A 21,511-nucleotide genomic window follows, 5' to 3' on the forward strand; every position below is an offset into this window, starting at 1 on the left:
GAATGTGTAGTTGTAGATACTCAGCCGGTAAGAGCTATTTAGTGTTTTTATATGGAGCAAGAAAGAAGTGTGATTTTTATGGGGGAACTCTTCAAAATTATAAACAAAAACAAAAAAGAATTGCTTGATTATCAACGCGTTAATTTGCCGATTTATTATGAAAATATGAAACTGTTGGCAAGTAAAAATACTGAAGATGTGCAAAATGGGGGCAGCCTTTCCGATACTGTAGGAGATAAGGTTCGTACAAAAACCGACTTGAGTTTCACAGAATTATTTTTTAATCGCGAACTTAGTTTTCTGGCCTTCAATGAAAGAGTTCTTGCTCAAGCAAAAGATTCAAAGTGGCCTTTACTTGAGCGTTTAAAATTCTTGGGCATCTCATCTACCAACCTAGATGAATTTTTTGAAACGCGTGTTTCTTTATTGAGGAAACAACGAACTGCTGGAGTATTGACCAATGAACCAGACAATCGCAGTCCGCAAGAAGTGTTGCGCCTGATCGGAAATGCGACAAAAAAATTAGTTGCCGAACAATATCAAATTTTAAATTCAATATTATTGCCGGAATTATTCGCATCGAATGTAAAAATTCTTCCTCCAAATTTGTGGTCGAAGGATTTAAAGTCGTGGTTAAAAAAATATTTTGAAGATAAAATTCTTCCAGTCTTAAGTCCTTTGGGTTTAGATCCTGCTCATCCTTTTCCAAGAGTAACCAATAAAAGTTTAAATTTTATTGTCGAACTCGATGGTAAAGGTGCATTTGGCAGAGACGTAAAAGTGGCAATTGTTCCTGCTCCACGAATTTTGCCCCGGGTTATTTTGGTACCTAATGGCGAGAATTTAGGAATTTATCATTTCGTGCTTTTAGCAGATCTCATTCGTACTTTTATGGTGGAACTTTTCTCCAATATTTCTGTTAAAGGGGTCTATCAATTTAGAGTAACTCGCAATTCTAATTTGTTTGTTGATGAAGAAGAAATTGATGACCTAATGAAAAGTCTTGCGTGGGAGTTGCCTTCAAGAAAATTTGGAGAGGCAGTTCGCCTTGAAGTAGAGTCTGATTGCAGCGATTCGCTCAAAGAGCTTTTGTTAAAACAATTTAAGCTCACTTCTGATGAGCTTTATTTTGTTGATGGGCCTCTTAACTTAAGTCGCTTGATGACGATTTATGACATTGTTGATTTACCTAGTCTCAAATTTGAACCACTTATTCCGTCGAGACCAAAATTGTTGGCGCAGAGTCCTAAAATTTTTGAGGCCATCAAAAAACAAGACTGTCTTTTGCACCACCCCTATGAATCTTTTGCTCCCGTGCAGGATTTCTTACGTCAGGCTGCATTTGATCCTTCGGTACTTGTGATTAAGCAAACCCTATATCGCACAGGAAATGAATCGGTGCTGGTAGATTATTTAGAAGAGGCTGCCAAGCGTGGAAAAGAGGTCACTGTTGTAGTTGAGCTGCGAGCAAAGTTTGATGAAGAAGCCAATATTAATTTAGCTAACCGTCTGCAAGAGGCGGGTGTGCACGTTTCATATGGAGTGGTTGGGTATAAAACACACGCCAAAATGTTGATGGTGGTGCGGAGAGAAAACGATTCCATCAAACGCTATGTGCATTTGGGCACGGGAAATTATCACGAGAAAACAGCACGTATGTATACTGATTTTAGTTTTTTTACAGCTGACGAAGAAATATGTGATGATGTACATCAAATATTTTTACAAATAACCGGGCTCACCAAACCAAGCAAGCTTAAAAAATTACTCCATGCACCTTTTACTATGCGTAAGAAATTTATTGATCATATTGAAAATGAAATAGCCAATAAAAAGGCGGGTAAAAAAGCCCACATAATGGCAAAAATAAATTCTTTGACTGATCCTGAAATGATTCAGATGCTTTACAAGGCATCGTGTCATGGAGTGAATATTGATCTAATCGTGAGAGGAATTTGTTCATTGCGACCAGGAGTTTTGGAACTGTCCGAGAATATTCGTGTGATTTCAATCATAGGGCGCTTTCTTGAACATGTGCGCTCTTATTATTTTTACAATGACGGTGAAGAGATAGTTTATTTGTCCAGCGCAGATTTAATGGTGAGAAATTTAAGTCAGCGTGTTGAAGTTGCATTTGCTGTAGAGAATGATCGGCTTAAAAAAAGAATAATTAAAGAAGCTTTTTCCATGGCTCTCGAAGATAACCAAACGTCATGGTTTTTGGAACAAGATGGAATCTATGAAAAGATCGAAGTAAAAGATAAAAAAGCGGAAAAAATTTCTTTGCAAACAAGCTTGATAGCGCGTTTAGCAGGTGGACGATAAAATTCTTTTAACAGTTTCATAAGAAAATTTTCATAGAGCAGTTTTTAAATTCCACAAAAATTGTTAGCTGTTAGGCATGAGTTTTTGGGTAGACAATGGAGCTATCGGTGGCACAACGAGTGGTTGATTTTTTAGATAGAACCAACGAGCTGATTTATGCTCGGATAAAATCTGAAGCAACTTCTAATCCGTTTTCTGGTCAATCCATGGCTAAAGCTATTGCGAGGCATTTGTGTCTTACGCCTAATGCAAAACGAGCTCGTCCTTTGGTCTGTCTTTATTATCACTGGCTTTTTAATAATGACATTGATGATGTCATCGTGCCTATCGGCGTGGCTGCAGAATTTATTCATGCTGCAAGTTTGTTGCATGATGACGTTGTCGATGATGCTCATAAACGGAGAGGGCAAACTTCAGCGAATGCTCTTTTTGGAAATGCTCAGGCTGTGCTGGCAGGAAATTTTCTTCTCACCCAAGCTTTTGATCTTTTAAGGGGAATGAAGAGGGAATTTATAGAACAAGCAATTCTTGTGGTTAGGGAAATGACGATTTCTGCAATGTTAGAGATTGAGTCGCGTGGGAAAATAGATGTGAGCGAGGATTCGTGGTATCGCGTGGCAAAGGGTAAAACAGGGATTTTATTTTCTTGGTGCGGATGGGCTGCAGCGATCAATAGTAAGCGCGAGCTTGAAGCTCAACAACTGTGGAATTTAGGATTTCGCATTGGCAATATTTTTCAAATGGTTGATGACCTAAAAGATTTTAGCGGTGATGGAAATTTAAAAGAAGTAGCCAACGATATTCGCAACAAAGAAGCTTCTATGCCAGTTTTGATTGCTGTTAATAAAGATAAAAATATTAAGCAGCAATTTCAAAAAAAATATTTGAAGGATTCTTTAAGCGATGACGATGTTTCGTTTTTAACTGAGCTTGTTTTATCTTCGGATGCTATTTTTGAAACTAAAGCGCGAATCAGTAAAGAGCTTTCTCAGGTGCAAGAATATCTTAGCAGGCATGAAGGAAGCTGTGGTTATAGAGCACTTGACGAGTGGATCCAAGACCTTGCATGTTTATCCTGGTAAAAAACTAGACCTATTTTTTTAGGTAACTTTTGTGCGTTCCACATTAGTAGAAGTAGCGCGAAAGATTAGATCTGGAAAATCCCAAGCATGTCTCCAGACCATTTCCACAATGCTTCCAGCCACACTTCTCACAGTTTTCCGAAGTGCCAAAACTCGGAGCACATGTCCAATAGCAATTGTCATAACCACACTGAGCGAATTTACCAAAACAGTCTGCGCAAGAATTACTTAACAAGGATTCATTTTTTTGGTTGAGATATTTTTGCTGCAGGCAACGAGCAGTGTGTAAGGCATTACCCTTTGAGCGTCTTGAGCAGCTACTCCAGTTGTCAGAAAAGAGACGGCTACCTTTAAAAATTTTTGCATCATCGTCATCGCATATTTTTTTGATTTTTTGCTCATTTACATTTTTTTGGTTACTTCTCTTTGCTGTTTTAACGGGGGAAAACTCTTCGGCACAAGCAACAAAAAAAAGTAATAAAATTAGAAGATGCTTAGCCATTATTGTTCCTGGAAGTTTAAGGTGCCTATGATGACTCTGTTGTAGCATCTTTATTGACACTGCATCTACTTGCGGTGGAGTTTTAATTTTTTTGTTTTATATTTTTAGGTAGTTCTAAAGTTATTAATTGGTTTTTAATTAATAATTTATATGCTGATACGGGGTGTTATATGATGTTGTAGTGAGATTTTAATTGGGGGGAATTAGTGTCATGAAATATAGTTTTTTTGCGGGAGGGATTATGTGCATGTTGCTATTTTTTTCCTGCGATAAGATGAAGAAAACTGAGCTATCACACTCCGAAATAAATGAAAAACAACAAGACTTGTGCGCAGAAAATTTTGGCCTTGATCAGGGCTACGATAGCAATTCCAACTGTAGCTTGAAAATAAGTAAAAATGGCGATGAGGCTCCCAGTTCAGATGTCGTTATAATAGCTGGCCCGCCAGGACTCCCAGGGCCTCCTGGTTTGCCAGGTCCGCCAGGAAGATCGGGTTTCCCCGGTAAGAAGGGAAGTAGGGGGCCCAAAGGAGATAGCTTCGTTTTTCCTACGACTCCTCAAGGAATCTGTGGCAATGGCATTCAAGAAGTATCTTTGCAAGAGCTTGCTTCTTGTCCCTACTTACTTTATGGCTCAACCTCTCCAGGACCCAATCAAATCAGTGAGCTGTATCATCTAGATGAAGTGAATGGTACGGGTACGCTCATAGCACCTATTATCGTAGTCGGTCAGGAACTTCGGCGGGTAACCTCTTTAGATTTTTCTCCCGATGGCATTCTTTATGGAGCAGGGACAATAAATAATGCGTGGCAGCTTTTTACTGTGGATTGTCAAACAGGGATAGCGACGATTATTGGCCCTATGGGACTATCAGCAGGAATGATGGGAGGGGCTGTGAATGATATCAGCTTTGATTCACAAGGAAAACTATGGGCCTATTATAAAAGCTCCGATAACATCAATATGGATGAAGTGGGCACGGTAGACTTAGTCACAGGTTTGTACACAACAGTGGGTCTCAGCCACGTTGATGACATTGGAAATGGCATCGCATTTGCAAAATTTTTAGAAGATGATTTGTATCATGCGGGCTACAAAGATCTTTCGATATTAGATCAAAGTGATGGAAATGCTACTAAAGTTGCTGATTTGACATTTTTATTTGATTCATTGGCAAATCCAAGAATAAATGGCATGGATACTGATTTTTTTAATAACTATACTTACGTTACATTTAACAATAAAAGTTCGGGTATGTTTTCTGCGCCAGAGAATTACCTAGCGGTTGTTAATCGCAATATTGGCGAAGTTGTACTAGTGAGCAACCAAGATCCACCGCAAAAAGCGCCGGATTCGATTGATAGTGTTGCAGTAAATCGAGTTTATGAGACCTGCGATCAGGGCGGCTTTAACCCAGATCCTCAAAATATTCCTGACGGGGCACGGTGCTCACAAGATTGTCGTATCGTAGAAATAAATTGTTCTGATGGTATCGATAATGATGAAAATGGATTGATAGATTGTCTTGATCCAAATTGCGCAAATCAGGTGTGTGCTGCTGGAGATGTGTGCAGTGGGCCTGGTCGTTGTGAAGAAGGGGTATGTCAGCCAGGTCCTGATTTTGCCCAAGGTACCGGTTGTGACGATGGCAATCCTTGCACGGCCCCGGACCAATGTGATGGGAACGGCACTTGTGTGGCAGGTCCTCCTTATGATGGAGTGTGTACTGACCAAGATCCATGCACGATTGATCAATGTATAGATGGTATTTGTGATAGTGGCAGCATTGATGTGGGTGCTTCTTGTGATGACCAAAATCCTTGCACCGATCCCGACGCGTGTGATGTCAATGGCCTATGTAGTGGTGTTAATCTCGATATGGGTAGTTGTGATGATAATAATTCCTGTACCATTATGGATATGTGTGTCATGGGAACATGTCAAGGACAGCCGCCTTCACAAACAGAGATTTGCGATAATAGTATCGATGATGATTGTGACGGGCTTATTGATCTAGAAGACCCAGATTGCACATGCTTTATTGTTTTTACCAGTAGTGCTCAAAGAAGGGGAGGAAGCTTCGGAGGTCTTGCAGGTGCAGATGCCCTTTGTAATAGCCTGGCAAGCAATGCCGGTCTTTCAGGAACTTTTACTGCTTTTATTTCCGACAGTATGACCAATGCCAGCGCTCGGATTACCAATGATGGCCCTTGGTGTCTTGTAGCTGGAGATCAACCTATCAGTATAGTTGCCACAAGTAGAGCAGATTTGCTTGATGGAATGATTAACCATAGAATCGATGTTGATGAGTTTGGTACTGATATACCAGAAGGATCCAGCAATCAAACCTGGACAGGCAGTTTTCCAAACGGTATCTATGACAACACTGAGGATGAGTGTAACGATTGGACAAGTAACGCAGCGAATGTGGGAGCTACCACAGGATCACCTAAACAAAGTGATAGTCGCTGGGTTAAAATTGGCCAAGGTAGCACAAATTGTAGCGTAGAAAGAAGGTTTTACTGTTTCCAGATCAGTAACTAATTTCACCTTCGGATGAAAATCGCAGATAGCGGTGATAAATAAACTTTTTTACGATTTTGCTTGAAAAAGTTGATCTATCATACCCTATCTGCTTTAAAGCAAATAATGCAAAGCCATAGTTCTTGCTGCTTAGAGCAGGTTGCACGTGCTATTTTCTTCAATGCTAGAATCATAATTCGCCGTGCAGCCGTAAACTTGATTTAGGAGATAGGTAATAAGTTTTTTATTAAATGTGTCATCGTAATTTTTTATGTGTTCTACGATTTTATCGATGATGCTATTTTCTATGGTATTTATTTTTAGTATTTTAAAATTACTGATTGTGTCTGTGATTTTTAAGTGTGCTTTTATTTTATTGTTTTGATACTTGATCAAAATAACTTTTTTAGGTTCATGCAAACTTATGCTAAGTCTCAGCAAAGCACGAGTGAGAAAAGTTATATAGTCATCATTTTCTATTAAATATGAAAATTTAGAATTGTCTTTGTTAAAAATTTCTAGTGCACTTTGAGCGATGGCAAGCTTATCTTGAGTTTCATATTGAGGAGGCATAAGCTCTTTTGAATGTTCAGCAGGGCCGGCATAGAGAGAAATATTTGTCAGCAAAAAAAAGAGTCCAAAATTACAACATATCGATCTCATAAAAAACCACCGTTTTGTTGCCTAGGCTGATAAATAAACAAAAATATTAAACATTGTTTGGCAAAAAAATATTCTCCCAAATTACTATCTAGAAAGAAAATAATCCTTAGAAACTATTCACAAAATATAATTCCATAAGTTTGCTCATAAATTGTTTAGTGCTTGATCGTTTAAGCAGTAAATTAAATTTTTTTAAAAAAAAATATGTGCTTGAAAGATAAAATTTTTTTACGTGTAATATTACCTGTTAATTTACGTGTTAAATGTTAGCTAATAAGTGATTGTTAATTTGGCTTGGGTGATTTGTGTTTAGAATTGTTATTATTGCGTTTTTCTTGCCTTTGATGCTATTTTCTGCTTCCAATAATTGGATGGAGCACTATGGAAATGCCATTGCAGATAAGCCACTGAACCAGTTAATTTTACCTGGTACGCATGACTCTGGTACCTACCAACTCACCAACGAGATAGCAAAAAATCAAGATATCAGCGATAAAATAAATAAACTTAAGTATATAGGTGTCGGTTTTATCGTAAATTCTGTAATAAAAAAGTGGTCTAAAACGCAAGATAAAAATATATATGATCAGCTTAAGAGCGGTGTTAGATATTTAGACCTAAGGCTTAGCTATTGGGATGATAAAAATGATTTTTATGTTACCCACGGTCTATTTGGTCCAAAGTTTTCCGATGTAGCTGCTCAAATTTCACGATTTCTCAATGAAAATCCCAAAGAAATTTTGGTAATTCAAATCGGAGATATGAATTACTTAGGCGTGGAAAGCAAAGCTCAAAGCAACCAAGAAAAACTCATAAAATTTATAGAAAGCACTTTTAAAGGCAAGCTTGCTCAAAAATCTAAGATCGCAGGGCCGATTTCCATGGTTCGAGATTTCTGGAAAAATGGATATCAGATTTTCTTAATCTATAAAGATAAAGAGATGTCCAATCAATCAGATGTGTTGTGGCACCGAAAAAGCGTTATTGATAATTACTGGCCCAATGTAGATAACGCTGACCAGCTGAAAAAGAAACTTGACGAACACATGAATAAGAGAACAGCTAATAATAATGGGGAAAAATTCTATGTGGTTCAGTCACAAGTAACAGCCAATAATAAGACCATTGAAAATGGTTTAAATCCTCTTAGTAGCAAGCCAAAAAGTCTTGAGGATCTTGCAAAAATAGTGAATGCCAAATTTCCTGCCTGGCTTAATGAGTGGGCAACACGAAATCCCAATATCATCATCACTGATTTTACGAGTAGCAAAATGGCTCAAGCGATTTATGAGCTCAATAAAAATTGATGAGAAGGGAAGCGGTAGAGGCCGTAAAAAAAGTCTTTTAGGAGAATAGGTTCCCAAAATAACGTCGAGACTTGAATGATCCTACCCCGATTTCATAGACAGTTGAATTCGAGTTTTTTGTTCACATTCCATTTCATATGGCGTTCTATAGTCAATAGCTGAATGCATTCTTTTTTTGTTGTAATAACTTTCAATGTAGGAAAAGATTTCCTGTTTAGCCTCTGCCCTTGTTTCATAGCCCCGGTTCTGAATTAACTCTACCTTTAATGTGTGAAAAAAACTTTCACATGGGGCATTATCCCAGCAATTGCCCTTGCGGCTCATAGAGCCTATCAAGCCATTTAAAGATAATATTTTTCTATACTTTTTCGAGCAATATTGGGAACCGCGGTCAGAGTGAACAACAACACCCTTAGGGAATTTTCTTCGAAAAAGTGCCATGAGCAAAGCATTACAAACCAGATCTTTATCGATTCTTTTAGACATTGACCAACCAATGATGGATCTGGAGTAAAGATCTATGACCACAGCCAAATACAGCCATCCCTGCTTTGTATGAACATATGTTATGTCGCTTACCCATTTTTGGTCCATTGTTGTCGCATTAAAGTCACGGTTGAGTATATTGGAAAATACAGGATGTTGATGCCCAGAATCAGTGGTAGCTCTAAACTTCCCTTTAGCCTTAGCCCTGATATCCATTATTTTCATTCTGCTCGCTACCCGTTTTTTGCTGCATCTAATGCCCGCTTGAAGCAAAGCCATTAAGATCCTTGGCGCACCATATCTAGCCTTATGCTCAATAAATAATGCTTTGATGTGGATATCAAGTCTTTGATTAGCACGGGCCCTATTGGATGGGATTGCTTGGCTCCACCTATAAAATCCACTCCGGCTTACCTGCAATACATCACACATGAGACGTATGGAAAAATTATCTGATTCTCTCTTGATAAAGGCGTACTTTACCTCAATTCCTTGGCAAAGTACGTTGCGACCTTTTTTAATATGGCTTTCTCCTGCTCAAGCCGCTCAATCATTTTCTTAAGCTCCTTGTTTTGAGTAAGTAAGTCATAGTTATCATCTTGCAACGATCTTTTTTGGTTTTTAGAAGAACCCACAGAGCTAATGGAAGCTGTTTTTGTTACCCAGCCATGAACTGTAGATGCAGGTATACCCAGTTCTTTTGCTGTTTCACCAACTGAGCCAGACTTTAGAGCAAGACTAACAACTTCATTCCTAAATTCTTGGGTATAGCTATTTAATTTTCTTACCATTTCTTATCTCCAACTTTAGTTACAGTAACTCGAAAGAGACTGTCCACCAAAGTGGGGCAAGATCACGCTCAAAGCTTAGAGAGAAGCTCTCGATCGCGGGCGCGCGTGTTTTTCAATGTAGGCGATGATTGCATCCGCTACATCTTTTTTTGTTGCGGTCTCAATCCCTTCAAGTCCTGGTGAAGAGTTTACTTCCAGCACCAGTGGACCACGGCTTGAGCGAATTAAATCAACACCCGCAACATTAAGCCCCATCGCATGAGCAGCTCTAAGAGCAATTTTTCTTTCTTCACTGCTGAGCTTTACAGGGAGGGCTGAACCGCCAAGGTGAATATTGGCGCGAAACTCGCCGCTCATAGCAACTCGCTGGTAGGCTGCCACGCATTTGTCTCCTACTACAAAACATCTTAAATCTGTGCCGTTAGCTTCCTTTATATATTCCTGCACTAAAATATTTTCTCTGATGTGCTTAAAGGCATTGATAACGCTTTTGGCGGCATTTTTTGTCTCAGCAAGCACAATTCCCTTGCCTTGAGTACCTTCCAAGAGTTTTACGATCAAAGGAGCACCGCCCACCATTTTAATGAGATCCTCGGTATCCTCGGGTGAGTTAGCAAACCCTGTGGTAGGAAGAGGAATAGTTTTTTGTGCTAGAAGCTGCATAGAACGAAGCTTATCGCGTGAGCGTGCAATAGCCACTGATGAGTTCACGCAGTAAATTCCTTGAGACTCAAAGTGGCGTACAACAGCCGTTCCGTAAAAAGTTATCGATGCCCCGATACGCGGTATGACTGCGTCGACACCGGTGATAATTTCTCCGCCGCGATAATGAATGCCGTTTTCACTTTGAGAAATATTCATATAGCAGCGCGTCGTATCGAGAATCCTAATCTCGTGTCCTCGACGTGTCCCTGCTTCAACAAGGCGCTTGTGGGAATAAAGCTTTGGGTTTCGCGCCAAAATTATAATCTTCATTTTTCACCAGTAAAAGGTTGAAAAAGCGGTCTCCCTTGAAGGTGAGCTTTGCTTGGATCAATCAAAAAATATTTGCGTAGTGCAAGCCTGCCAAGCAACATGCGAAAGCGCAAAGGGGAGCGGTCACTAAGCGTGATTTGCGTGTCAAATGTTGTTTTTCCCACGGTTATTTTGCTGATGATGACATAGCGTTTTTCTTTTAACCCATTGGAACTCATAACATTTCTTTGGGCAATCAGGCGGGCTTTGCAAATTTTGGAATCAAGCCTATCGCTTTGATGTACATATACTTTAAAACGGATAAAGCTTTGATTTTGATAACTTGTGATGCTTAATATTTCTGCATGAAGGGCTGAGGTGGCAGCCCCCGTATCGATTTTAGCTTTGATTTCTTTGATGTTGAGTTCTGGTAGGGCGCACCATTCCTTCCAGCCAATGAGAATTTTTTCTCTTTTTTTGCTTCTCAATTTTTTTTCATCCATGGCTTTGGTCTCTTATCAATGGCATTTCTGATTTTTTCTAATACTGCCCAAGATGATTGGTAATGAAAGCAAAAATATTTGTTCAATATGATAATCGCTAATTTTTCCATGGCCTTGCATATGGCGCTGATACCCCATTGCTCTTTGCTATTCAATCCCAAGCTAAACTTTATATTGTAGCTTTAGCATAAATTTCCGAATGTTTTTGTTCGTTCTTTTGCTTTATATTTTGGTTTTAAGGACTAACTAGGCTGTAGCCCAAAAAACCAAGAAATAATTGAAAAAACAATTAACTGCGCGGCTTTCCGTGGCTTTTTGAACGTATGAAAATACCCTTATCATGTATCCACCAAAAACTTTTGTTGTTATTGCCAAAGACTTGTGTTTTGGTGTCATCGTCAGGTTTTAGCTCATCCATGGCTGAGCGGTCTTGCTTCATTTCTGATGTGTTGTAGGGCAAGTTTACAAAAGAAAAGTCATTGGCAGGATCTTTTACTCCATCCGAATGAATAGCCAAAAGGCCATCACTGGTGGTTAAGCGTGTAACTTCTACAAAGCTGATATCAAGTACAGACACATCAACGAAATTAAGATGAGCGTGCTGCCCAGAAGTTTGTTTACCATTAAAATGTGCGAATCCCCCAGCTTTTGAGCCAGCTACATAGTTTAGTCCAGCAAAATAGTGATGCACTCCATTGTTGTTGAGGCTACCGATAAAGTTGTAGTCAATGTTATGAGCACGCCAGTTAATATTTGCTCCTGCCTCTTCTGGAAAGAGCACTCTGGCATCTTGATCCACTATGCCAAATTTTTCTGGATCAGTGGGATTTGTATGGCTTTTGGGAAATTGCCATAGCCCCTGAGCCGAAGCTAATAAAAGGAAGTTATCGTTGTAGGTATTACCTGCTCGTAGCCAAAGCTGGTTGAGGTCACCACCTCCCGTATTTCGCGTCTTAAAAAGTTTTGGCATGCCATTAAGCGACGTCTCAGTTATATTTTTTAAAAACACGCTGTTGGGGCTTTCTTGTCCAAACACGATAGTTTCGCCCGTTTGAGTATTGACCACATCTACAAATTTAATGCTTTCATTTTTTATATTTTCAGTTTGATTATTATAGTACCAGGTACTTTGGTTATGAAGGGTGGTATCAATGCCCCATGTAGCAGAAGTACCTTCTAGTAGAATGATTTTTTGGCCACTCAAGAGAAGGGCTCCGCTTTGAGTCACTTTAATCGCAGGTTCAATCATAGTTGTGTTAAGTACTGCTTCCGAAGGATTATTGATGACGCCATTGCTAAAGGGCAAGGCTTTTACTATGCCGCTTGCTTTATCGCCAACACGTTGCCATGTTTCACCATCATCACTTGAGTGGTAAAGTCCTTGTTCTGCATCATTACTTTTGTTGAATGCATAGATGTGCATTCCATTTTTACTCAAAGCTACTTGTGTTATTGCTTTTATGTTGCTCAAGGCAGGAAGATTTAGTTTTTTCCAAATGTGGATATCTTTTGTACTTCGTTTTTCTGTGCAGTCCTGGCCATCCCATTCGCAATTATTTGCGGTGCAAACAGAGGCTCGTTGAAGAACTCGACATTTGCCCTTTATAGCGTCCTGAGCATCATTGCAGTCGCCGTTATCAACATCATAGGTGCACCAAAAACTATCTCTACAAGCATTTTCCTCTGTATCTCGACAACTCTTATCAGTTATCTGGGGAATGTAGCATTTTTTGGTGAGTACATTGAATTCACACTGTTTGCCTTGTTCTTGAAAATTCTCACAATTTTTTTGGTCATTATCGAATTCAGAACAGCTTTTAACTATTGAAGAACGATATGTTTGCTTATGTATTTTCTCAGATTTACAAGAACTCAAACCGAGTATACAGAACATCAAAAAGACGATCTTTGATGCTATAAAAGTTGCATTATTCTTTTGCATTTTCTCTCCCCGTGAACAGAAGTAAAAATCAACTTTTTAATAAAAATCAGTTTTGCCCAATAAAAACCTCATTTAGCCTTCATTGACTTAATTATTTTTTCACCTTGGCTAATTGCGTAATTGCTTGAGCAAAAATTGTTATTTTTCTTGTAAGAAAAGAAATTGAAAATAAAAACCGGCTAAGTGATTGTTTTGAAAACATTTAGCAAAAACTTTTATCTTTTTTTAGGCTGATTAACAATGTTTTTTAGGGAACGATTTACCAGGCAATGTGGCGAGCTAGAGAAAAAATTATCATTCGGCAACTATTTTTAAATAGTTTCTATAACAGGGGTTGAAAGGGGAAAAATTATTTTCACAATGATACAAGAAATTATGTTGGCTGAAATTCCAGCCTTGTTCGTTTTTATGTAAATATGCAGTGGTGAATGATGGAATATATTCTTTCAAGTTTTTTGCTCGAGCAATTTCCCCAACTCGAAACGCTTGTTTATGGGCTGCCTGCATGGTATTGGGCGAGCAATGTTTTTGCTTTATTTATTTCACTTTTGGCGGCAAGTTCATTGACAAAGCCCCTTGGTATCCTGATTGCTTTCTTATCTAATCAAACAGAAAGTAGTGATAGAAAACTTTTTGTTGAAAAGCTGCAGGGACCCATCAGAGTTTTCGCTGTCATTGTTATATTTTTGTTGCTAAGTCTTTTTATAAAACAGCCCGAACCAAGTGATCAAACTGTTTCGGTTGCCATCAAATTAGCCCTGTTCCTAGGTTTTACCTATCTATTTTATCGCTTGATAGATTTTGCCTTTACGCGCATGATTCGCAAAAACCAAGATTCTCGTTCACGGGTGGGCTTAGTTTTACCCTTAGGGCGCAGAGTGGCAAAAACTTCACTCATTATCGTGGCTTTTCTTTTGCTTTTGGACCAAGTAGGTATTGATGTTTCAGCTTTTTTGGTTGGTCTTGGGGTCGGAGGTTTGGCCTTTGCGTTGGCAGCTCAAAAAATATTAGAAAATCTTTTTGGTGGAGCTGTATTGTCGTTGGACCAGCCGTTTCAGGTAGGGGACTACTGTCGCTGTGGAGATATTTTAGGCTACATAGAAGAAATAGGCATTCGCTCCACAAGAATTCGTACACTTGATAGAACGCTGGTAACGATTCCTAATTTTAAGCTTTCAGAGATGCATATCGAAAATTATATGGAGCGTGAAAAAATTCGTCTCTATACTATTTTGCGTATTGACCTGTCGACACCTTTAAAATCTGTACAAGATCTATTGTCGGAATTTGAGCGTTTGCTCTTGGAAAACGAAAATTTTTATTCAGATATCTATAGAATTCGACTGATAGGCATAACAGATTTGGGTTATGAATTAGAAATTTATGCTTTTGCCAAAACTACTGAATGGCGAGTTTTTGCTGTAGTTCGAGAACAATTGTTTTTTGACTTTTTGGCGAAGATGGAAGTCCTTGGAGTTAAATTTGCCTTTCCTTCTCAGCATGTTTTTTTACAAAATGAGGACCAGGCTCTTATGCCTCCATCATCTTAGATGACTGTTTGGAAAATCAAAAATTGGCATTGTTAAGCCGTTTTAGCAAAATATTTACAATTGCTAATCATTGGGAAAAATCTCCATGTTCAAATTCTCGAAAGTTTGCGGCCAGTAGCTGTATCATTTGTCATCCTTGTGCAGGCGGGGATCCTGCACGGATGGCTAAGTGCCCAGCTAAAATGAGTTATGTAAATTAAAAAACTATCACCAATTTGCACTAAGAGAGTAAGTACAGCCGTCTATTTGGCTCCATGCCTGCGCGGGGATGACACGTAATGATGAGCAAAATAGAGATGACAAGTGATCGTGGACAAAAAATACGATCTTGGTTCTAAGTGAAAATAAATTCACATCCAACCATATTTTTTTGAAAATTCCCTTTGCCTGCTTGTTGCTCGCACTTATGAAATATTTCTTTTTTTATAGGGACTACTGATCTTTTACCCACATTTTCAGGCTCCTGATCGATCGCGCACCGCCAAAACTTAGAGAGAAAGTCTAGCTGCTCTGTGCCGCATTTCGGTGTTTTTTGGATGTCATCCACTGTGCTATCGATATTGGTTTTTGAGGCCGCTCCTAAAAACAGGTGCCAAAAATTAGTTGCTGCCGATCGAGCCAGAGCATCTCTATCTAAAATAATTTTTTTGGTTTTATAGTCACTGTTCTTATTCGACTCTTCATTTACTTCCTGGCATGCGCAGGGCAGAAGTGTGAGAATAGTCAGACAAAGCCATCTAAAAAAATAAAACATAGTTCTGCTCCAAAGGTTTTTCCAGGCTCAATAAGTAAAAAATTTGTCCCTATCGCTTGCGCAATTATTTTGCAATAGTTAAAAATCAATGCATTCAAAAATATATACCAACTGAGTGCTCTATGAAAGATTAGCTTAGAAGTATAATTTTTTTTGCTAGAATATTAGAACTCGCAATAAGTTTTCTTTTTCAGCATGTTTTTTATGAAACAAAGAATAAACTCTTATACTTCCATCATCTTGAGTTGTTCTGAAATACGAAATGGAGCACCAGTTTTAGTTTTAATTTCATTAATGCTTACCTGCGGGGCGTGCTCAACCAGCATTAGACCCAATGCATCCACATGAAATACTGCCAAGTCGGTGACGATCATGTTAGTGCAGGCCGTGCCTGTCAGCGGGAGAGTGCACTTTTCAACAATTTTATGTTCATTGGCTTTGTTGACATGCTCCATAGCAACAATAACTTTTCTGGCGCCAGCAACTAGGTCCATAGCGCCTCCCATCCCCTTGACCATTTTGCCCGGAATCATCCAGTTGGCGATATCTCCCAAAGCTGAAACCTGCATAGCACCAAGTACACTTAAATCAATGTGACCGCCTCTGATCATGGCAAATGATTCGCTCGAAGAGAAAAATGAGGCTCCAGGTACAGTGGTAATACTTTGCTTACCTGCATTGATGAGATCGGGGTCTTCTTCTCCTTCATAGGGGAATGGTCCTGCTCCAAGTAAACCATTTTCACTTTGAAAAAATACTTCCATCCCTTTAGGAATATGATTGGGAATCAATGTGGGGAGACCAATGCCCAAGTTAACAACAAATCCATTTTTAAGCTCTTGTGCTACTCGTGCAGCTATCTGTTCGCGGCTTAGCATTACTCCCCCTGCGGACGCGGCCGAACTGTTCGTTGTTCGATCCACTTTTTATAGTTTTGGCCTTTATAGACGCATTGAATGTAGGCACCCGATAGATGAATTTGATCTGGGTCGAGTGATCCTAAGGGAACAATATTTTCAACCTCAACGATAGAAACTGCAGCAGCTTGCGCCATGATGGGGTTAAAATTGCGAGCAGTTTTATTGAATCTGAGATTACCAAAAGTATCAGCTTCATGAGCTTTGATCAAAGCAAAATCGGCTCTTAAAGATTCTTCTAAAACATAATCGCGATCATTAAAGCGACGTATTTCTTTTGCTTGAGAGCTTTTCAAAACATTATTTTGGCTATCGTAGAGCATGGGCAGGCCGCCATCTGAAACCATGGTGTGTACGCCTGTGGGAGTATAAAATGCTGGAATTCCCGCACCACCGGCGCGAATTTTTTCAGCAAGTGTGCCTTGAGGTACCAGTTCAACTTCAAGCTCGCCTGATAAAAATTGTTGCTCAAAAATTTTATTTTCGCCTACATAGCTGGAAATCATTTTCTTGATTCGTCGTTGAGCGAGAAGTATGCCAAGGCCAAGATCGGTGGTTCCGCAGTTGTTGCTGATGATGGTAAGATCTTTTACTCCTGATTCAAAAAGAGCATAGATGAGATGTTCGGGAATGCCACATAAGCCAAAGCCCCCCACCATAATGGTAGCACCGTTGCTGATACGCCCAATAACCGGAATTAGATCATCAATGATTTTATTCATTCAGCATTTACCCTTGATAAGAATCCTTTGTTTTAGTGTCTAAAAGGGCCAGGATATTGAATTTATTTTGTATCGGCCGGTATTTTGGTGAGGTTTAGTTGTTCACGAAATATTTGATAGAGCATTTGTGCATTTTTAAGTTGCAGAGATTCATTGTTGAGAAATGCAATGACGCGCCTACAGCCGCTGGCTAAAACAGCGCCTGTGATACGAGAAAGTTCCTTTCTGGAATAGTGATGTAAAAACCAATCGGAGCGTCCATGAAGTCGCAAATAAACGGTACCACTTGTGTTGATTATTTCCCGCGGTACTTGAGCGCTGTCGGCGCTTACAACGGTGATACCCAAAGATTGTGCCCACTGGATATGCTCTTTGGTGTACCAATGGGGGTTTCTCCATTCAAGTGCAAAGCGAGGGCCTAGTTGAGACTGGTGAAAAAATTTTTCGATGTCATCGCGCATAGCAGGATGGGCATTGGGGGGAAGCTGAAATAGGTAATATTCAATCTGCTTATCAAGAGGTTTAAACAATTCCTGAAATTCAAGAAATTTTTCAAATGCCATTTCATTGAAACGAAAAAAATGTGTCACCGAGCGGTTCATTTTAACCGTCCATACAAGTGAGTTTCCTTCTTGAGCCCAAGATAGAATCTGTTCTTTTTTTGGCAGCTGGTAAAACGACATGTTGAGCTCAACAGCGTTAAGCTTTGAATTATCCACATACCAGGATAGACCGCTCGGATTCCAAATGGGGTTAGACCAGCCTGAAGTACCAACCAAAATTTCCATATATTTCACCAAAATTAGCCCGGGTTTTATATTTACAAAGATTCGGTTTTACACGGCCCCTATGCTAGGAAGACAAAAGCAAAGCGCAAGAAGAGCAGCAAAAATAAAATGAAATTTTTTAGAAAGCTTTGCGCGAATGGCTATGGATACGGGCCCAGCCATGTGCTCATAACTTGTACTGTTTGGGTGTTGCTTATGATGCTCATATGATTGATGTTGGGTAAAATACTAAACTCAAAATATTGTTTTTGGACAATACATTTTGGTATTTAGATGCATTCATAGCTTCATCATTTTCTCTTACAATCACAAGCGTTTTCTTAGCTGTTTTTTGTATGTCGCTTTGATAGTCAGTAGGGCTCATAGATGTGATTAAGGCGTGAGTATAGGTGAGGGTCTCGCTTCCATCTTGATATTTTTTTGGCAAGTTAAATCTTATCGTTACTGAGTGATCGAGCCAATGCAAAGCAAAAGCATTGAGAGCATATGCGAGAATCACTTTAATAAGTGATGGCTCGGCCCAGCCAGACTTAGAGTAGTTGTGGGTGCATCATGAGCCAGGTGGCTCTCGCTTATGCTTGTGGCTAGCTTATTTGGAGTTTCCAATGGAATACATTGCACGCTCTATTTGCCTTTGCAGTTGTTCTAGAGCGTATTTTGTTCTTTCCGTACGTTCTTGGTTGCTCATCTAAACGCAACGCATAATCTAAATAATTTGAGGATTTCTCTCGATATTGATTCAGGTGAGTAGTGTAAAGAACTTTGAGCAAGGTAAAAAACTTTTAATATACGCTCATCAAAACTGTTCGGAAATTTAAGTTGAGCACTGTAACTGCTTGTTTTATTTGGAATAAAAAATTTTTAGGAAATTTTTTGAAAACAAAAAAAGCTTGATTGCTACGGGCTTAACTGCTCTTGTTAATTGCGTTTAATCTAATAAGATGGCAGTCCGATAAAGGAGTGAAAGAGGATTTTATGAGTCAAGTAAATAATACGGACCGTTCTTTTGATAAACGAATCAGCATGCGAAATATCCAAGCCGGACGAATTAGTAAGAATGATTTTGATACTTATGTTTCATCGTTGCCAGATTTAGAAGGTGAGTGTGAAGAGCTCACTCCAGAGGTTTATGGTTCTGACCGGACGCGTTTAGCGGTTACTGGTGAATATTCGAGTTCAGATGATCGAGATGAAGATCACCTCTAATATTCATGCATATCAAGTGTTTTTCCTGTAATTCAGAATTTTTTTGTGGTGCATCAAACTCCGATTTGAAGTGTTGGTGTGCCGCAAAATCTTTGTCTGTAATCGATACCAAACATAAAAGCTGCCTATGTGAAGCGTGCTTTGATAAGCGCATTTCTCGCCATGGAAAATATCGATATTTTCGTATGTTTGTGTCCTACCGAGGAACTCGCTTTGCCGGTTTTCAATTTCAGCCTGAGCTTAGGACAGTCGAAGGTGAGCTAAAAAAAGCGCTTTTTAGTATCACCCAGCAGGACATTACCATTACGGCAGCCGGAAGAACTGATTCTGGCGTGCATGCTCATGGACAGGCGATATCTGCTCAATTTAATACCAGATTGACACAGCGACAATTGCTTTTGGCTTTGGCAAGCAAATTGCCGGCTGATGTAGCGGTGTGGCGTGTAGATGAAATGCTTAAACCCTTTGATGCTCGTCGCCAGAGTATTGGAAAACAGTATATATATCGCATTGACCAGGCCTTGGTGTCAGATCCTTTTATGCGTGACCGAGTGTGGCAGGTAAAAGCCTCGCTCGATATTGAACAGATGAAAATTGCTGCAAAATTTTTACAAGGTGAACACGATTTTTCTAGTTTTCGCTCTGTGCACTGCGGTGCTTCCCATGCTGTAAGATATCTATGGCGCGTTGGTATCGTAAAGATCCATAACGTTATAGAGGTAGATGTGCGAGGTAATGCCTTTTGCCTCAATATGGTGCGTATTATCGTAGGAACTTTGGTTGAGGTTGGGCGTGGAAGAATTGCTCCTCATGCCATTCAAAATATTTTGACAGCACAAGACCGTAAGGCGGCTGGCATGACAGCGCCTGCTCATGGACTTACTTTTCACAAAGTCTATTTTCCCGATGAATTAAACGATGCGCTAATCCCGGCTGGTGCACAATTTCCGCGCTACCCCGTCGATGAAACAACATGGCCATTTAAAGAAGAAGATATTATTTATGGTCAGAGCAGTTTTTAGCAAAGATTAAGAGACTGTTTTAAAAATAATTTTGCGCTAACCAAAGAAAGCATTTTTGTCCATTATCATGTGTCATCCCCGCTATTCTCTGTCATCCCCGCGCAGGCGGGGATCCAGTCAAGACTGCTAACTGTCTAGTTGAGCAGAGCGTGCTGTTTTTTTTAATATAGAATAGAGAATTAATAGCACCTTGGCTTGGTTAGAGAAACCAAAAAAGGAACAATAAAAAGCTAGGAACAGCTGCTTGCTTCTACTAATTTTAGCAATTGCAAATATTTTGCTAACATGGCTTAACAACGTCATCTTGATTTTCAAAACAGTTTCTAAACCCTAGCTGATAGCAATCCCAGAAACTTACTAGAACCCTTAATTTCTTGCTGGTTCTTGTTTGGCTGCGGACGTTCAGTCAGTATTAATTTCTGGAATTGCTCCGACATACTTTTGTGCCCCCACCTTTTCATAAGCTTTTTGTTGCCCTAATTCCCCGAAGTGACTGCTAAAACTTTGAGGAATTTATGCTTGGGGTGGGTTTTTCGGAAATAATAATCATTGCGCTGGTATGCTTTATTGCTCTTGGTCCCAAACAACTTCCTATTGTTATGCGAAAAATTGCCGGTTTTTATCGTCAGCTTGCTCAACTGAGAGATGAGTTTAAATTTCAACTACTCAGTGCCGATCGTGAGTTGAAAGACGATTATTTAGAGGCCAAAAATAAAATAAAAGAATTACCTGAAGAGAAAAAGCATGGATGAACGAGAACAGCCTTTGTTGACTCATTTAGCCGAGCTGAGGGGCTCACTGATCAAGGCGCTGATAGGTGTTTTCATAGCTATGATCGTTGCTTATTTTTTTGTTGATAGCATCATGTATTGGCTAAAAAAACCTATGATGGACATCATGCCTGAAGGCTCAAAGTTCGTGGTGCTTTCTCCGCAGGAGTATTTTTTTACCGAGCTTAAAGCTGCGCTTTTTTGTGGGCTTATTCTTTCTGTGCCATGGATTTTTTTACAGATTTGGAATTTTGTCTCTCCTGGGCTTTATCGGCATGAACGGCGCATGCTCATTTTATTTGTCATTAGTGCAAGTTTATGTTTTGTTTTGGGGGTGCTGTTTGCTTATTTTCTTGTCTTTCCGCCAACCTTCAATTTTTTTCTCGAAAGCCTCCCGCTTGAAGTGAGTGGAGCATATTCAATAAGCATGCTCTATGGTTTTGCCATGACCTTGCTGCTTGCCTTTGGCATAGTGTTTCAAATGCCCATAGCTGTTTATCTATTGATTTCTTTTGATTTAGTTTCCCTTGAAACCTTTGCCAGTTATCGAAGATTGGTTATTGTTGCGGCATTTATTGTGGGAGCTTTGCTGACACCACCTGATCCTATTACTCAAGTGATGCTGGCATTGCCGACGTATTTATTATTTGAACTGGGTTTATTTTTAGCCCGTATTTCCATAAAAAATCGCTCTTCATAGTTT

20 protein-coding genes are annotated in these 21,511 nt (G+C 39.5%); 9 read left to right on the top strand and 11 right to left on the bottom strand.

Going from position 1 to position 21,511, the window contains the following annotated elements:
- Window positions 1-165: 165 nt before the first annotated feature.
- Window positions 166-2,325, top strand: coding sequence for a polyphosphate kinase 1 (gene ppk1 / locus H6731_09135; GenBank protein USN51977.1), 2,160 nt, complete (start codon window positions 166-168; stop codon window positions 2,323-2,325).
- Between the two features lie 107 nt (window positions 2,326-2,432).
- Window positions 2,433-3,407, top strand: coding sequence for a polyprenyl synthetase family protein (locus H6731_09140; protein ID USN50412.1), 975 nt, complete (start codon window positions 2,433-2,435; stop codon window positions 3,405-3,407).
- Between the two features lie 43 nt (window positions 3,408-3,450).
- Here the strand turns inward: H6731_09140 and H6731_09145 are convergent, their stop codons facing one another.
- Window positions 3,451-3,909 (bottom strand): hypothetical protein, encoded by a 459-nt coding sequence (locus tag H6731_09145; GenBank protein ID USN50413.1) that lies wholly within the window; start codon window positions 3,907-3,909, stop codon window positions 3,451-3,453.
- A gap of 247 nt (window positions 3,910-4,156) precedes the next feature.
- Between H6731_09145 and H6731_09150 the strand changes: the two genes are divergently transcribed.
- Window positions 4,157-6,454 (top strand): DUF1554 domain-containing protein, encoded by a 2,298-nt coding sequence (locus H6731_09150; protein ID USN50414.1) that lies wholly within the window; start codon window positions 4,157-4,159, stop codon window positions 6,452-6,454.
- A gap of 129 nt (window positions 6,455-6,583) precedes the next feature.
- Here the strand turns inward: H6731_09150 and H6731_09155 are convergent, their stop codons facing one another.
- On the bottom strand, window positions 6,584-7,096 hold the full coding sequence (locus H6731_09155) for a hypothetical protein (GenBank protein ID USN50415.1): 513 nt from the start codon (window positions 7,094-7,096) through the stop codon (window positions 6,584-6,586).
- Between the two features lie 305 nt (window positions 7,097-7,401).
- Here H6731_09155 and H6731_09160 point away from each other — a divergent pair, with 305 nt between their 5' ends.
- Window positions 7,402-8,403 carry a phosphatidylinositol-specific phospholipase C domain-containing protein gene (locus H6731_09160; protein USN50416.1) on the top strand — a complete coding sequence of 334 codons (1,002 nt, stop codon included), beginning with the start codon at window positions 7,402-7,404 and terminating at the stop codon, window positions 8,401-8,403.
- An 81-nt stretch (window positions 8,404-8,484) separates the two neighbouring features.
- Here the strand turns inward: H6731_09160 and H6731_09165 are convergent, their stop codons facing one another.
- The 5 genes from H6731_09165 to H6731_09185 form a co-directional block, all read right to left on the bottom strand.
- Window positions 8,485-9,411 carry an IS3 family transposase gene (locus H6731_09165; GenBank protein ID USN51978.1) on the bottom strand — a complete coding sequence of 309 codons (927 nt, stop codon included), beginning with the start codon at window positions 9,409-9,411 and terminating at the stop codon, window positions 8,485-8,487.
- Window positions 9,369-9,680 (bottom strand): transposase, encoded by a 312-nt coding sequence (locus H6731_09170; protein ID USN50417.1) that lies wholly within the window; start codon window positions 9,678-9,680, stop codon window positions 9,369-9,371. Before H6731_09170 ends, H6731_09165 begins: the two co-directional genes overlap by 43 nt.
- Window positions 9,681-9,755: 75 nt before the next feature.
- A complete protein-coding gene (gene rimK, locus H6731_09175) occupies window positions 9,756-10,655 on the bottom strand; it encodes a 30S ribosomal protein S6--L-glutamate ligase (protein ID USN50418.1) in 900 nt (299 codons plus the stop codon).
- Window positions 10,652-11,137 carry an ATP-dependent zinc protease gene (locus H6731_09180; protein USN50419.1) on the bottom strand — a complete coding sequence of 162 codons (486 nt, stop codon included), beginning with the start codon at window positions 11,135-11,137 and terminating at the stop codon, window positions 10,652-10,654. The genes rimK and H6731_09180 overlap by 4 nt, the downstream gene beginning before the upstream one ends.
- 289 nt (window positions 11,138-11,426) lie before the next feature.
- Window positions 11,427-13,079, bottom strand: coding sequence for a hypothetical protein (locus H6731_09185; GenBank protein USN50420.1), 1,653 nt, complete (start codon window positions 13,077-13,079; stop codon window positions 11,427-11,429).
- A gap of 428 nt (window positions 13,080-13,507) precedes the next feature.
- On the opposite strand from H6731_09185, the gene H6731_09190 reads away from it, so the two are divergent.
- The gene (locus H6731_09190; GenBank protein USN50421.1) at window positions 13,508-14,629 is read left to right on the top strand and encodes a mechanosensitive ion channel; all 1,122 of its coding nucleotides are present in this window, start codon (window positions 13,508-13,510) and stop codon (window positions 14,627-14,629) included.
- Window positions 14,630-14,963: 334 nt separating this feature from the next.
- Here the strand turns inward: H6731_09190 and H6731_09195 are convergent, their stop codons facing one another.
- The 4 genes from H6731_09195 to H6731_09210 form a co-directional block, all read right to left on the bottom strand.
- Window positions 14,964-15,383: a hypothetical protein gene (locus tag H6731_09195; protein USN50422.1), complete on the bottom strand. Its 420-nt coding sequence runs from the start codon at window positions 15,381-15,383 to the stop codon at window positions 14,964-14,966.
- 224 nt (window positions 15,384-15,607) lie between these two features.
- Complete coding sequence (locus tag H6731_09200; GenBank protein ID USN50423.1) at window positions 15,608-16,261, bottom strand: CoA transferase subunit B; 654 nt, start codon at window positions 16,259-16,261, stop codon at window positions 15,608-15,610.
- Complete coding sequence (locus tag H6731_09205; GenBank protein USN50424.1) at window positions 16,261-17,022, bottom strand: CoA transferase subunit A; 762 nt, start codon at window positions 17,020-17,022, stop codon at window positions 16,261-16,263. The genes H6731_09200 and H6731_09205 overlap by 1 nt, the downstream gene beginning before the upstream one ends.
- A gap of 62 nt (window positions 17,023-17,084) precedes the next feature.
- On the bottom strand, window positions 17,085-17,810 hold the full coding sequence (locus H6731_09210) for a DUF72 domain-containing protein (GenBank protein USN50425.1): 726 nt from the start codon (window positions 17,808-17,810) through the stop codon (window positions 17,085-17,087).
- A 975-nt stretch (window positions 17,811-18,785) separates the two neighbouring features.
- On the opposite strand from H6731_09210, the gene H6731_09215 reads away from it, so the two are divergent.
- The 4 genes from H6731_09215 to tatC all read left to right on the top strand — a co-directional run bounded on the left by H6731_09215 (window position 18,786) and on the right by tatC (window position 21,508).
- The gene (locus tag H6731_09215; protein USN50426.1) at window positions 18,786-19,016 is read left to right on the top strand and encodes a hypothetical protein; all 231 of its coding nucleotides are present in this window, start codon (window positions 18,786-18,788) and stop codon (window positions 19,014-19,016) included.
- A gap of 65 nt (window positions 19,017-19,081) precedes the next feature.
- Window positions 19,082-20,038 (top strand): tRNA pseudouridine(38-40) synthase TruA, encoded by a 957-nt coding sequence (gene truA, locus H6731_09220; GenBank protein USN50427.1) that lies wholly within the window; start codon window positions 19,082-19,084, stop codon window positions 20,036-20,038.
- 515 nt (window positions 20,039-20,553) lie between these two features.
- Complete coding sequence (locus H6731_09225; GenBank protein ID USN50428.1) at window positions 20,554-20,790, top strand: hypothetical protein; 237 nt, start codon at window positions 20,554-20,556, stop codon at window positions 20,788-20,790.
- On the top strand, window positions 20,783-21,508 hold the full coding sequence (gene tatC, locus H6731_09230; GenBank protein ID USN50429.1) for a twin-arginine translocase subunit TatC: 726 nt from the start codon (window positions 20,783-20,785) through the stop codon (window positions 21,506-21,508). Before H6731_09225 ends, tatC begins: the two co-directional genes overlap by 8 nt.
- Window positions 21,509-21,511 lie beyond the last annotated feature (3 nt).

The organism is Myxococcales bacterium, assembly GCA_023898405.1.
Lineage (GTDB): Bacteria > Myxococcota > UBA727 > UBA727 > JABDBI01.